The organism is Rhodococcus sp. IEGM 1370 (assembly GCF_033142325.1).
Classification (GTDB): Bacteria; Actinomycetota; Actinomycetes; order Mycobacteriales; family Mycobacteriaceae; genus Rhodococcoides.
The window spans coordinates 170,009-182,701 of the sequence record NZ_JAWLRY010000001.1 but is presented as its reverse complement, the minus strand read 5'-3'; the positions used below and the strand labels follow the sequence as shown (position 1 = coordinate 182,701).

At 65.2% G+C, this 12,693-nt stretch carries 13 protein-coding genes; 6 read left to right on the top strand and 7 right to left on the bottom strand.

Annotated elements, in window-relative coordinates; translation table 11 throughout:
• Positions 1–4: 4 nt before the first annotated feature.
• Positions 5–1,435, top strand: coding sequence for an NAD(P)/FAD-dependent oxidoreductase (locus tag R4P47_RS00900; protein ID WP_317783898.1), 1,431 nt, complete (start codon positions 5–7; stop codon positions 1,433–1,435).
• 55 nt (positions 1,436–1,490) lie between these two features.
• On the top strand, positions 1,491–2,267 hold the full coding sequence (locus R4P47_RS00895) for an IclR family transcriptional regulator (protein WP_262498255.1): 777 nt from the start codon (positions 1,491–1,493) through the stop codon (positions 2,265–2,267).
• Here the strand turns inward: R4P47_RS00895 and R4P47_RS00890 are convergent.
• The 5 genes from R4P47_RS00890 to R4P47_RS00870 all read right to left on the bottom strand — a co-directional run bounded on the left by R4P47_RS00890 (position 2,255) and on the right by R4P47_RS00870 (position 7,496).
• Positions 2,255–3,244, bottom strand: a complete 990-nt coding sequence (locus R4P47_RS00890) for a D-glycerate dehydrogenase (protein WP_317547762.1) — start codon at positions 3,242–3,244, stop codon at positions 2,255–2,257. The genes R4P47_RS00895 and R4P47_RS00890 overlap by 13 nt on opposite strands.
• The gene (locus tag R4P47_RS00885) at positions 3,241–4,164 is read right to left on the bottom strand and encodes a hydroxymethylglutaryl-CoA lyase (RefSeq protein WP_317547763.1); all 924 of its coding nucleotides are present in this window, start codon (positions 4,162–4,164) and stop codon (positions 3,241–3,243) included. The genes R4P47_RS00890 and R4P47_RS00885 overlap by 4 nt, the downstream gene beginning before the upstream one ends.
• Positions 4,165–5,385, bottom strand: a complete 1,221-nt coding sequence (locus R4P47_RS00880) for a CoA transferase (RefSeq protein WP_317783897.1) — start codon at positions 5,383–5,385, stop codon at positions 4,165–4,167.
• 32 nt (positions 5,386–5,417) lie between these two features.
• A complete protein-coding gene (locus R4P47_RS00875; protein WP_269594603.1) occupies positions 5,418–6,809 on the bottom strand; it encodes a GntP family permease in 1,392 nt (463 codons plus the stop codon).
• Between the two features lie 126 nt (positions 6,810–6,935).
• Positions 6,936–7,496 carry a molybdenum cofactor biosysynthesis protein gene (locus R4P47_RS00870; RefSeq protein WP_149405103.1) on the bottom strand — a complete coding sequence of 187 codons (561 nt, stop codon included), beginning with the start codon at positions 7,494–7,496 and terminating at the stop codon, positions 6,936–6,938.
• Positions 7,497–7,570: 74 nt separating this feature from the next.
• On the opposite strand from R4P47_RS00870, the gene R4P47_RS00865 reads away from it, so the two are divergent.
• Positions 7,571–9,115: a carboxylesterase/lipase family protein gene (locus R4P47_RS00865; protein ID WP_149405102.1), complete on the top strand. Its 1,545-nt coding sequence runs from the start codon at positions 7,571–7,573 to the stop codon at positions 9,113–9,115.
• Here R4P47_RS00865 and R4P47_RS00860 read toward each other — a convergent pair.
• A complete protein-coding gene (locus R4P47_RS00860) occupies positions 9,108–9,974 on the bottom strand; it encodes an Fpg/Nei family DNA glycosylase (RefSeq protein WP_317547765.1) in 867 nt (288 codons plus the stop codon). The genes R4P47_RS00865 and R4P47_RS00860 overlap by 8 nt on opposite strands.
• Before the next feature lie 29 nt (positions 9,975–10,003).
• Here R4P47_RS00860 and R4P47_RS00855 point away from each other — a divergent pair, with 29 nt between their 5' ends.
• The 3 genes from R4P47_RS00855 to R4P47_RS00845 are packed head-to-tail and all read left to right on the top strand — an operon-like array spanning position 10,004 to position 11,691.
• Positions 10,004–10,804 carry a thymidylate synthase gene (locus R4P47_RS00855; RefSeq protein ID WP_149405596.1) on the top strand — a complete coding sequence of 267 codons (801 nt, stop codon included), beginning with the start codon at positions 10,004–10,006 and terminating at the stop codon, positions 10,802–10,804.
• Entirely contained in the window at positions 10,801–11,310 is a 510-nt protein-coding gene (locus R4P47_RS00850; RefSeq protein WP_149405100.1) for a dihydrofolate reductase, read from the top strand. The genes R4P47_RS00855 and R4P47_RS00850 overlap by 4 nt, the downstream gene beginning before the upstream one ends.
• A gap of 54 nt (positions 11,311–11,364) precedes the next feature.
• Positions 11,365–11,691: a cupin domain-containing protein gene (locus R4P47_RS00845; protein WP_032395790.1), complete on the top strand. Its 327-nt coding sequence runs from the start codon at positions 11,365–11,367 to the stop codon at positions 11,689–11,691.
• Here the strand turns inward: R4P47_RS00845 and R4P47_RS00840 are convergent.
• Positions 11,684–12,544: a universal stress protein gene (locus R4P47_RS00840; protein ID WP_149405099.1), complete on the bottom strand. Its 861-nt coding sequence runs from the start codon at positions 12,542–12,544 to the stop codon at positions 11,684–11,686. The genes R4P47_RS00845 and R4P47_RS00840 overlap by 8 nt on opposite strands.
• Positions 12,545–12,693: the final 149 nt, after the last annotated feature.

The following is a 12,693-nucleotide window of genomic DNA, read 5'->3' as shown; positions in this document are numbered from 1 at the left end:
AGCAATGGCCTCAGAAAGCTCGGAATTCGATGTCATCGTCATCGGCGGTGGACCGGTCGGCGAGAATGCCGCCCAGTACGCCATCGCAGGCAGCGACCGCACCGCCGTGATCATCGAGCACGAACTTCTCGGTGGTGAATGCTCCTATTGGGCATGCATGCCGAGCAAGGCATTGCTGCGCCCCAGCGAGGTTCTCGACACCGCACGAAACATGCCGGGCGTCAGGGAACTGGTGGGCGATCAACCCCTCGACGCCGACGCCGTCCTGGCCCGACGCGAATCCTTCACCCACGGTCTCGACGACTCCTCGCAGGTGGCGTGGGCCGAGTCGGCGGGCATCTCGGTGATCCGTGGCCACGGTCGCCTCACCGGGGTCAAGACCGTCGAGGTCGACGGCCGCACGCTCACTGCCCGTCACGCAGTCGTCCTCGCCACCGGAACCACCGCATCCGTACCGAACACACCCGGCCTGCGCGATGCCCTGCCGTGGATCTCCCGTGATGCCACCAACATTCACGAAACCCCCGGTCACATCGCGGTCATCGGCGGTGGCGTCGTCGCGACGGAGGCGGCCACCTGGTTGCTCTCGCTCGGCGCGAAGGTCACGATGATCGTGCGCGGATCGTCGCTGCTGGCCGGTTCCGAGCCGTTCGCAGGCGAACTCGTCGCCGAGGCTCTGAAGGGGCGAGGCGCGAAGATCATGCTCGACGCCTCCCTCGAGTCGGTGTCACGAGAGAACCCGGCCGCCACCGGCATCGGCCGAATCCACGGGGGTACTGTCCGTCTCGTCGTCGACGGCAGCGAGATCGTCGCCGATGAAGTGCTCGTTGCTGCGGGACGTACTCCGGCGAGTTCCGACCTAGGACTGTCGAGCCTCGGGCTCGAGGACGGGCGCTACATCGACGTCGACGATCATCTGACCGTTCCCGGCCAAGACTGGCTCTACGCGGTGGGCGATGTCAACGGCCGAGCTCCGCTGACACACATGGGCAAGTATCAGGGCCGAGTGGCCGGTGACGTCATTGCCGCCAGGGCCGACGGCAAGCCGCTGGACAGCAAGCGATTCCGCGCATCAGCGGATCACGGCCAGATCCCCCAGGTGGTGTTCACGCCGGTCGAGGTGGCATCCGTCGGACTGACCGAGGCCAAGGCCCGAGAAGAAGGCATCGACGTCGAGATTGTGGCCCATGACATCGCCGTAGCGGGTTCGTCTCTGCTGCAAGACGATTACTCGGGGCGGGCGCAACTGGTGATCGACCGCACCACCGACACGATCGTGGGCGCGACCTTCGTCGGACCGGGTGTGGCGGAGCTGGTACATGCAGCCACGGTGGCTGTGGTCGGCAAGGTTTCGCTCGACGACCTGTGGCATGCGGTGCCGTCGTACCCGACGGTCAGCGAGATCTGGCTGCGGCTGCTCGAATCTCGACGCTGAGTACGCGCTCGGGCACAATCGCCTCGCGGATCGCGTGGCCGAGTAGATTGGACGGGTGAACACCGAGAGTGCGTCGAAGCAGCAACCGCTTCTGGTGCTGGGCAAGATCACCGAGATTCTCGACGCCTTCTCGTTCGACCGTCCGTCCATGACCCTCGGTGAGATCCAACAGACCACCGGCCTGCCGACCTCGACGGTGCAGCGTCTCGTGACCAACCTTGTGCAGCAGGGATTTCTGGATCGGAGCGGCGACCGCATTCGCATCGGGGTCCGCATGGCCTATTGGGCCGCAACGGCCACCAAGGACCTCGACGTGCTGTCGGTCGTCAACCCCGTGCTCAAGGACATGCGAGACCTGACGACCGAGACCGCATGCTTCTTTCGGCCCGAACAGAACTACCGCGTGTGCGTCGCCATCGCCGAGACGCGGCATGCCCTGCGCCGAGACATGTACGTCGGCAAGGTCATCCCGCTCAGCGCAGGATCGGCCAGCCGCGTCCTGCTGGCCTGGGACGACGAGCTCGCCGAGCGCGTCCTGTCTCGCGAACTCGAATCGTTGACCGAGCAGACGGTGACCGAGGCAGAGACGATGCGAACGCTGTTGGCGCAGACCAGAGCCGACGGGTACGCGATCACCACCGGCGAGCGCGAAACCGGTGCCTCGGGACTGTCTGCGCCGGTGTTCGATTCGGCCGCGGACATCGTCGGTGCCGTCACCATCAGCGGTCCGACGCTGCGGATGCCGCAGTCGCAGTGCGAGGACTGGGTGGATCTGCTGATCTCCCATGCCGAACAGATCACGAGAACCCTGGGCGGCCGCTACCCCGCGTGAGACCAGGCGTCGGGATTCACCGGATGCGGCGGCATCGAACCACCGAACATCGCCGCTGCATTGGTTGCGCACAGCCGCGCCATTTCCGAACGCACCGACACCGTGGCGCTCCCCACATGCGGAAGCAACACCGTGTTGGGCAGCTCCGCGAGGCCCGGCTCGAGGGCCGGCTCACGCTCGTAGACGTCCAATCCCGCTGCGGCAACGGTGCCCTCGCGAAGTGCGGTCACCAGAGCTGCCTCGTCGACCACCGGTCCGCGCGCGGTGTTGATCACGATCGCCGACGGCTTCATCGCCCCGAGTACGGCGGTGTCCACCAGATGGTGCGTGGAATCCGACAGCGGAACATGGAGGGACAGAAAGTCGCTGGTCGTGACGATCTCGTCCCACGACGCATGCTCGACGCGACCGGCGAACTCGCCGAGCTCGTTCTCGGAGACCTCGCGATCGCCGGGCGGGCGGGGGCAGAACTTGACCGTCATCCCGAAACCCAATGCCCGACGCGCAGTGGCGCGGGCGATCCGACCGAAGCCGGCCAGTCCCAGCACACGGCGCGAGACATCGCTGCCGAGAAGCAGTTCGGGCTCCCAGCCGGTGAACGCGCCGGAACGGACGAACGCATCGGCCTCGACGGCGCGGCGGGCCGTCGAGAGGATCAGCAACATCGCGATGTCCGCGGTCGAATCGGTCAACACCCCGGGGGTGTTGGCGACAGTGATGCCCCGCTGGGTTGCCGCCGCGATATCGATGTTGTCGAATCCGACTGCATAGTTGGATATTCCGACGAGAGACGCCGACTCCAGCAACTCCGCGTCGAACCGATCACGCAATTGAGAGACGACCACGGAGTACTCACCCGATGCGCAGGCCTCGACCAACTGCTGGTGATCGACTTCCCGCAGGTCCACTTCTCCCGCGGCGCGCAGGATGTCCATGCCCGGCGCGGGGATCTCGGTGGTGACGAGGATTCGACTCATGCGACCCACTCGAAAGCACGGGCCTCGGAACGTGCACCTTGAACGGTTTTCGAGCGCATGGGCTCGTTCAATTCGGTGAGCAGCTCCTCCGACAGAGTTGCCATGGCCGCCAGGATTTTCGGCTCGAACCAGTCCGGTCGCGTCGCGAACAGGATGTCCTCCGACGAGGTGTTGCCGCTGGCCCCCGGCGCGAAGGGACAACCGCCGAGCCCGCCGAGCGAACCGTCGACCATCGTGGCTCCGGCGGAGATCGCGGCGAGTGTGTTCGCGACGCCCAGGCCCCAGGTGTCGTGACCGTGGAACACCACTCTGCGATCGGGAGTTTCGGTTCGCACCCGAGAGATCAGCGACGACACCTGAACCGGGACGGCCTGTCCGAGGGTGTCGCAGATGACGATGTCCGTTGCACCGCTGGCACGTTCGTCGTTGGCTATCTCGATGACGCGGTCCGGCGACACCTGTCCCTCGAACGGGCAGGTGAAGGAGGTCGCGATACACAGTTCGATCTCACCGTCCACCGATCGAGTGATGTCCACGGCGTCGGGCATCGCGGCCAGGGACACCTCGGTGGTCCGACCGATGTTGGCCTGATTGTGCGAGTCCGACGCGGAGAAGCAGTACTGAAAGTTGCGAGCCCCAGCGGCAGCGGCCTTCTCGACATGCCGTGGAGTGGCAACCCACACCCAGCATCGGGCGAGTTCGGCGGCGGTGAGCTCACCGATCACCTCGAGGGTGTTGGCCATCGGGGGCACCTTGTCGCCCCGCGCCATCGACCCGATCTCGAGCGACGGTACGCCGAGTTCGATGAGGGCCCTGATGATCTCGAGCTTGCGATCGGTGGGGAGCATCTTGCCGGTGAGCTGCAGACCGTCGCGCATCGTGACGTCGCGCAACTCTGCGGCGGGAGCGAAGCGATACATTTACACGCCCATCTCTTCGTCGGTGCGGCCGAGCAGAGTCGAGAGTACTTCCCTGGTGTGTTCGCCCAGATCCGGTCCGACGGAACGAATCGGCAGGGACGCGTCGCCGATCACCGGGACGACGCCGACGAATCCGACGTCGGTCGGCTTGTCGCCTCCGGTGTCGACCGAGAAGTGCTGAATCATGTTGCGGGCGGCGTACTGCTCGTCGGCGACGATGTCCGCAGCGGTGTAGATCGGGCCCGACGGCACTCCGGCGTCGTCGAGAATCTTCAAAGCCTGCTCGCGCGAATGCAATCCGGTCCAGGCCGAGATGGCTGCGTCCAGCTCGTCGCGTCGACGCCATCGGCCGGCGTTGGAAGCCAGGTCCGGATCGGCTCCGAGGTCGGGGCGATCGATGGTCTCCATGTAGCGCTGGAAGATCGCGTCACCGTTGCCGGCGATGATGATCGAGTGACCGTCGTTGCACGGGTACGCGTTCGACGGGGCGATGCCCTCCATGCGGCCGCCCGTGCGCTCACGTTCGACTCCGTAGGCGAGGTAATCCGGAATCAGCGATTCCATCATCGACAGGATCGATTCGTTCAGCGCCACATCGATGGAACGCTGCGCCAACGTCAGCGGCGACTGCTCGTCGGGTGCCTGCGCCGCACGCTGTGTCTGCCGCTGGAACAGTGCCATGACGCAACCGAACGCGGCGTACAGTCCGGCGATCGAGTCGCCGATCGAGACTCCCACTCGGACCGGTGGCCGGTCCGGATCACCCACGAGATTGCGAAAGCCGCCGTATGCCTCTGCGACAGCGGCGAATCCGGGTCGCTGCGACATGGGGCCGGTCTGCCCGAAGGCCGAGATGCGCGTGATGATCAATTCGGGATTGGCTGCGCTGAGCACTTCCGGCGAGATACCCCATTTCTCCAGCGTGCCGGGACGGAAATTCTCCAACACGATGTCGCACTTGGCAGCGAGGTCGACGACGTCCTTGCGTCCTTGTTCGGTACGCAGGTCCAGCACGATCGACTTCTTGTTTCGATTGATCGTGCGATACAGCATCGATGTGGTGCCGGAGTAGAGCCGCCAGTTACGCAGTTCGTCTCCGGTTCCCGGCCGTTCGACCTTGATCACCTCGGCACCGAAATCGGCGAGCATGCGCGCCGCGGTAGGGGCGGCGATGTAGTTGCCGAGCTCGAGAACTCGAACTCCGCTGAGCGGCAATGCCATCGTGTTCCTTTCGATACTCACAAAATCAGGGCTCACAGGATCCAGCTCATCGGCACGATCAACGCGATGGCGATGACCGATGCCACCGAGACGCCCACCGAGCACGTCTTGAGTGTGCCCCTGGTCGACTGTCCCATCAAGGACTGCAGCAGCCAGAAGGTGTTGCTGGTGACGTGCACGGCGAACAGCGATCCGGCACCGGCGGCGAGCGCGATGAACACCGGATCGAGCCCGATCAACGGAGCGACCGGGGCGAGGATGCCCGCGGACGTGATGGCCGAGATCGTCACCGAGCCCACGGCGATGTGCAACGCGGCAGCGATGACCCACACCATCAACAACGGAGCCGCGGTGCTGGCGGTGAAGTACTGGCCGAGGATGTCGCCGAGACCCGCCTCGTTGATGACGGCCGCGAGCGAACCACCGACACCGGTGAGGATGAGAATCTGACCGCTCTCGGCGAAACCACGGGCGAGAGCCTTCTCCACCCGGGCCTGACCGACGTGATAGCGGCCGATGAGGCAGGTCCCCACCAAGCCGATGAGCAGCGCGATGACCGGGCTGGCGATGAATTCGACCACCGGAACCGATATTTCGGCGACTTCGAGAACCGCTCCGACTGCGATGAGAACGAGCGCGAGCAGCAACGGCGAGAGCAACACCAGCAGCGACGTCTGCTTCTCGGTGCGCACCTTCTGCGCCACGCCACCTCCGGTTTCGAGGGGCTCGTCGTCGGAATCGGCAGGCTCGGGAACCACAGGCTGCTCGACTACGGTGATCTGTTGCTCGTCCTTCTCCTCGTTCCACCAGCCGTGTCGGAAGACGAACGACATGATGGCCACCGACAGCACGACGACGGGAACGATCAGGATCAATCCGTAGATCATCATCTTGCCCAGGGGCACTCCGAGCAGTCCGGCCAGCGCGAGCGTCGCGACACCGGGGACCATGAACACGATGCCGCATTCGAGCGAGATGGCCAGTGCTGTAGCCATTCTCGCCGTACCGTACTTGCCGATCTTGGGGGCGAGGTTGCGGGCGAGCGGAGCGGAGATCACCAGCAAGACGTCGAGGAAGATGGACTGCAGCACGGTCGCGATGGTCAGCGACAACGCGTACGGGAGTCGTTTGGGCCCGAACGTTTTCAGCAACGTGCCGACGAGTCGTTGGATGGCGCTCATCTCCTGCAGCACCGAGCCCATCAGGACTCCGAAGGCGATGAGCAGCCCCACCTCGGCCATGATCTCGCCGAATCCGCCCGTGATGGTGTCGACGGTGGTCGACACTCCGAGCTTTGTCGCCAGACCCAGATACGCGGCCCCGAGAACCAGCGAGATCACCGGATTGAAGTGAAAACGAACGATGAAGACCACCACCGCCAGCACAGCGACGACGGTGTTGATCACGATCCACATGTCGGACATCGGCAGTTCTTCCCACCAGAGAGAGTGACCGTCGCCATCGAAGACGGACCGGTGTGATGCGTCGCACCATTGCTCACATTATGGGCACAGATTTACTTCGTGAGCAAGAGTGACCCCGACTTGGCGTCAGATGGGCTGTGCGCGCCGAACCGACAGCGCAGCTCGCGAGGCGTCGAGTTCGACCGGCGAGCGCACCGCCACCTCGCCGACCCGCAAGATCCCGTCGGACAACGGTTCCACGCGAAGCCCGCCGCGACCGATCAACGCTTTGCGGGCACCGTCGACGACCATCCGGTCCATCCACGCGCAGGGGTGGGCCGGTCGCCCACCGCGAAAGCGGATCCAGCCGTCACCGGAGTCGAGCTCGAATTCCAGACCTCGCAACGGGTCGAGCTCGAGCCCACGCACTACGACGTTTCTCCTGGCCACGGCCGGGTCGGGGACCTCGACGCCGAGCACATCCCCCACTGCCTCCCAGGCCTCGACGGCCAGAAAGCTCACCGCCGCCTCGGTATGCGCCCGCACGCCGAAGAACCGATCGCCCCGGATGCCCTTGTGGGCCACGATCTGGACACTCTCCGGCAGGTCCGTCGGTACGTCGGCCGGGCCGTCCTTGGATCTGCCGAAATAGGCGTGTGTGGGCGCTCGCAGCAGCTGCACGATCTCGGCGCGGTACTCGAAGGACATGCCTTCGAGTCTGCCGTGTGCCCGTCCCCCGCTGTTCTTACCCGCGGGTAAGGAGAGATCAGTACACTCGCGACATGGCTGTGACGACCCGCGTGACCACATCGGACGGCATCATCGAGGGAAAGCCGGTGGGTGATCTGACCACCTGGCGAGGCATTCCCTACGCCGCCCCGCCCGTCGGACCGCTTCGTTTCAGAGCGCCCCAACCCACCGAGCCCTGGTCGGGTGTGCGCGACGCCACCGAGTGGGGCAATGCCTCCGTTCAGCACAAGCGCGGCACGATGCTCGCAGTGGGCAAGTACCAACCGTCGAGCGAGGACTGCCTGACGCTCAACGTGTTGGCCCCGAGCACACCGAGCGCGAGCCCGCGGCCGGTCATGGTGTTCATCCACGGTGGTGCCTACACGCTCGGCACATCGGCGACCCCGCTGTACGGCGGCGGCTCTCTGGTACGCCGCTCGCTGAAGGACGGCGACGGCATCATCTACGTGTCGGTCAACTACCGACTCGGCGCACTGGGGTACCTCGACATGTCCCAGTTCTCCACTCCCGAGCGGCCGTTCGACTCCAACCTGGGTTTGCGGGATCAGGTTGCGGCGCTGGAATGGGTGCAGCGCAACATCGCGAACTTCGGCGGCGATCCGAACAACGTCACCATCTTCGGCGAGTCCGCAGGCGGCAATGCCGTCACCACTCTCATGACCGTTCCCGCCGCGAAAGGCCTGTTCGCGCAAGCCATTTCCGAAAGCTCCGCCCCGGGAATGACGGCCACCAAGGAGCGCGCCGACCAGTGGGCGCGCGAGTACGTCGGCTACCTCGGCGGCACGGTCGAGACCGCCACCGAGACCCTCGACAACGCCGAGGTGCTCCGGCTCGGCCGGGCGGGCACCAAACTCGGCCTCACCACCCTGCACCGCACCCCGGGTCTGCTCCCGTTCGGCCCGGTGATCGACGGCGACTTCCTCCCGGTCAGCCCGGTCGAGGCATACGCGAACGGAACGGCGCACCGCGTCCCGCTGATCATCGGCACCAATGCCCGTGAGGGAACACTGTTTCCGAAGTTCCTCGACGCTTTGCCCACCAACCCCGAGCGCATCACCAAGCTGTTCTCGCTCACCGATCCCGACGCCGAGGCCGTGGTCACTTCAGGCTACCGGGGCTACCCCAACGAGAGGGCAGCCATCGACTTCGGCGGAGACTTCACGTTCTGGAAGCCCTCTCTCGAAGTGGCCGAAGGACATTCGCGTCATGCACCCACGTACTTCTACCGGTTCGACTTCGCCCCGCGGTCGATGAAGCTGCTCGGATTCGACGCCACCCACGGCTTCGAGTTGTTCGCCGTGTTCGGCATCAGCGAAACACTGTTCGGCAAGGCGCTGACGCTCGCAGGCGGACGGAAGGCCTTCGCCGAAGTCACCGAGCAGGTCCAGTCGAACTGGATTGCGTTCGCCACCAACGGAAAACCCCTCGAATCGTGGCCGGAGTACAACGAGACCGACCGCAAGACGTTGATCTTCGACACCCGCACGCGGGTACAGAAGGACCCACGGAGCGACCGTCGCAAGGCGTGGGAAGGCTACCGGGGCTACGACAGCCAGAAGCTAGAGCCCGTCACTTGAGCAATCGCGACATACGACGGTCGGCGAGAATCTTGCCGGCCGTCTGACACGTCGCGCAGTACTGAAAAGAGCGATCGACGTAGGCGACTTCGCGTACCGGGTCGCCGCACACCGGGCACGGAAGTCCGGTTCTGGCGTGCACGCGCATCCCCGATCTCTTCTCCCCCTTCAGACGCGCCGCATCCTGCCCGTCCGAGCGGGCCACCGCGTCGGACAGCACCGAGCGCATTGCCGCGTACAGCGCCCCGACGGCCTCGGAATCGAGCTTGCTCGACGATGCGAACGGCGAGAGCTTCGCCACGTGCAGTATCTCGTCCGAGTAGGCATTGCCGATGCCGGCCAACAGCGACTGATCCACCAACGAAGTCTTCAGTCGCGCGGTGGTGCTGCTGAGGATCTCGGCGAATTCGAGCTCGGTGACCGTCAGCGCGTCGGGTCCGAGCCGGGCGATACTCGCCACCTGTTGCGGATCGCGTACCACCCACACCGCCAGCCGTTTCTTGGTCCCCGCTTCGGTGAGATCGATCGCGGGCGTCGCTCCCTCGGGGGTGAAGAAGTGGATCCGCAGCGCGAGGGGCCCTTTGCCCGGCTTCGGCGGCGCGGCGCTGGGGTTGTCCACCCACCGCAGCCATCCTCCACGCGAGAGATGGGTGATCAGCCAGAGGTCACCGGCTCGGAGCGCCAGGTGCTTTCCGAAGCGGGCGGCATCGGTGACGTCCTTGCCCTGCAGCTCGGTGATCGGCGGATCGAATGTCTTGAGAACGCTGAGCGCAGCGATGTCGATTCGGCCGATCACGGCTCCGACGGCATGCTCGCGCAGAAAGCCGGCAAGGGCTTCCACCTCGGGTAATTCCGGCATGCGTCCAGTATGCAGCTACGATGACCGTCGTGATGGTTCCGACTCCGTACGAAGATCTGCTGCGCCGCATCCTCGATACCGGGACGGCGAAATCCGACCGCACGGGAACCGGCACCACCAGCGTGTTCGGGCATCAGATGCGCTTCGATCTGGCAGCGGGCTTCCCGTTGATCACCACCAAGAAGGTCCACCTGAAGTCGATCGTCTACGAGCTGTTGTGGTTCCTGCGCGGAGACTCGAACGCCACGTGGCTCCAGGAGCGCGGCGTCAGCATCTGGGACGAGTGGGCAGCTCCGGACGGCGAGCTCGGCCCCGTCTACGGAGTGCAGTGGCGGTCGTGGCCCACCCCGTCGGGCGAGCACATCGACCAGATCAGCCAGGTCATCGAGACCCTGAAGACCGATCCGGATTCGCGGCGAATGATCGTCTCGGCGTGGAACGTCGGCGAGATCCCGCGGATGGCGCTCCCGCCGTGCCACGCGTTCTTCCAGTTCTACGTGGCCGACGGAAAACTCTCCTGCCAGCTCTACCAGCGCAGCGCAGACATGTTTCTCGGCGTGCCGTTCAACATCGCCAGCTACGCACTGCTCACGCACATGGTGGCGGCGCAGACCGGCCTCGAGGTCGGCGAGTTCGTCTGGACCGGCGGCGACTGCCACATCTACGACAACCACCGCGAGCAGGTCACCGAGCAGCTCTCACGCGAGGCGTATCCATACCCCACTCTGAAACTGGCGCAACGGGATTCGATCTTCGATTACACCTACGAGGACATCGAGATAGTGGACTACCAGCATCACCCGGCGATCAAGGCCCCGGTAGCGGTGTGAGTGCACCGCACTTCGTCGGCCTGATCTGGGCTCAGACCACCGCGGGCGTCATCGGAGACGCGGGATCGATCCCCTGGCACGTCCCCGAGGACATGGCGCACTTCAAATCGAAGACGGCCGAGCATCCGGTGATCATGGGCCGTAAGACCTGGGACTCACTTCCTGCGAAGTTCCGTCCGCTGCCGGGCCGTCGCAACATCGTGGTCACTCGCAACTCCTCGTGGACCGCCGACGGTGCCGAGAATGCACCGAGTGTCGCCGACGCCGTGGCCCTGGTGGGCGAGAGCCCGGTCTGGATCATGGGGGGCGGCGAAATCTATCGCAGTGCAATGGATATCGCGACCCACCTGGAAGTGACCGAGGTCGATCTCGACGTGGAGGGCGATACGAAGGCCCCCGAGATTCCCGACGGCTGGGTCGCGACGGCAGGTGAGTGGCAGAGCAGCCGGGTCGACGGAACCCGATTCCGCTGGGTCGAGTACGGAAAGCCTACCCAACCTTCTTGAGCGCGTTCAGGATTCCCCCGTCGCGACTGCGAGCGGTGCGTCATACTGACGATCATGGACAAGAAGTCACTCACCGCCCTTGCCCGCCAACAGCTCAAACTTGCAGTCGGCGCGTCGAGTGGCCGCAGTTCACAGACGGTGTACGGCGGCCACCGACGCCACCTGCGGCAGACCGTGGTGGCACTGGCCGCCGGCAACAAGCTGGCCGAGCACGACCTCTCGGGCGAGTCCACCGTCCTGGTGCTCAGCGGCAAGCTCGAACTGATCTCCGGTGAGCGCTCCTGGAAGGGCTCGACCGGCGACCTTCTCGTCATCCCCGACGCCCGCCACAGCGTCGAGGCCCTCGAAGACGTGAGCTTTTTGCTGACCGTCGCTATGTGAGTGCTTTCCGCACGACCAGTACCGGACAGTCCGCGGTGTTGACGAGCGCGAAACTGGTGGAGCCCAACAGCATTCCACCGAATCCGCCGCGCCCCCGGTTGCCCACCACGATCAACGCCGCGGTTTCGGACAGTCCGCTCAGAACCCGCACCGGACGGTCCTGAGCGACGACGCGCTGCACCTCGACGTCGGGGAACCTCTCCTGCCAGCCGGCGAGGCTCTCTGCCAGCAGAACCTCCTCGCCGTCGGCGATGGCCTGCCAGTCCTTGGGCGCACGGCCGAACGACTGGGTGAGATCGACGTCGGACCACACGTGAACCGCGATCAGCACGGCGTCGCGAGCGGATGCTTCGACGAAAGCCCACTCGACCGCAGCCTGGTTGACGTCCGAGCCGTCGATACCGACGATCACCGGCCCCTCGGCAACCGGGCGGCCATCGATGTCGCGGCCTCGCACCACCGCGACCGGGGACACGCTGTGCGCGGCCAACGAGAGTGTGACAGCGCCGGTTTCGCTGGCCCCGATCACCAGCATCTCGGCCTGCGCCGAGACGCCGATGAGAACATCCATCACGCCGCCCTCGACGGCACTGGAGGTCACCTCGAAGGCAGGATCGTCGACGACCAGTGCGGCCAGCGTTTCTGCCGCCACCAACCTCGACTTGGCCGTGGCAACGAATTCGGTTGCTTCTCCTGCGAATTCGCTCAGGTCGACCACCCCCGGCATGTCGACGGCAGTGACGATGTGCAATCGCCGATCGCGTCGGTGAGCGCAGAGAGCCGCCCAGATCACGGCCTTGTCCGCTGCGGCGGATCCGTCGATACCGACGATGATCGGTCGAGAGCCTGTCACGTTTCGGGCCTCCGGTCTTGCGCGAGAACCAATCCTCGCGCGTATGACGAATAGGCGTTCAGGCTAGTCGATGGGGTCCGCCCGAGCGCCTCTTCGATTCGAATCGAATCGAAGAGGCACCGGTCCCACGGACCCCCCCGGGGTATGTG

Excerpts from the sequence above, each read along its gene's own strand:
- R4P47_RS00900 (WP_317783898.1), top strand. The coding sequence starts at position 5 with ATGGCCTCAGAAAGCTCGGAATTCGATGTCATCGTCATCGGCGGTGGA.
- R4P47_RS00890 (WP_317547762.1), bottom strand. The coding sequence starts at position 3,244 with ATGAGTCGAATCCTCGTCACCACCGAGATCCCCGCGCCGGGCATGGAC.
- R4P47_RS00885 (WP_317547763.1), bottom strand. The coding sequence starts at position 4,164 with ATGTATCGCTTCGCTCCCGCCGCAGAGTTGCGCGACGTCACGATGCGC.
- R4P47_RS00880 (WP_317783897.1), bottom strand. The coding sequence starts at position 5,385 with ATGGCATTGCCGCTCAGCGGAGTTCGAGTTCTCGAGCTCGGCAACTAC.
- R4P47_RS00875 (WP_269594603.1), bottom strand. The coding sequence starts at position 6,809 with ATGTCCGACATGTGGATCGTGATCAACACCGTCGTCGCTGTGCTGGCG.
- R4P47_RS00870 (WP_149405103.1), bottom strand. The coding sequence starts at position 7,496 with ATGTCCTTCGAGTACCGCGCCGAGATCGTGCAGCTGCTGCGAGCGCCC.
- R4P47_RS00865 (WP_149405102.1), top strand. The coding sequence starts at position 7,571 with ATGGCTGTGACGACCCGCGTGACCACATCGGACGGCATCATCGAGGGA.
- R4P47_RS00860 (WP_317547765.1), bottom strand. The coding sequence starts at position 9,974 with ATGCCGGAATTACCCGAGGTGGAAGCCCTTGCCGGCTTTCTGCGCGAG.
- R4P47_RS00845 (WP_032395790.1), top strand. The coding sequence starts at position 11,365 with ATGGACAAGAAGTCACTCACCGCCCTTGCCCGCCAACAGCTCAAACTT.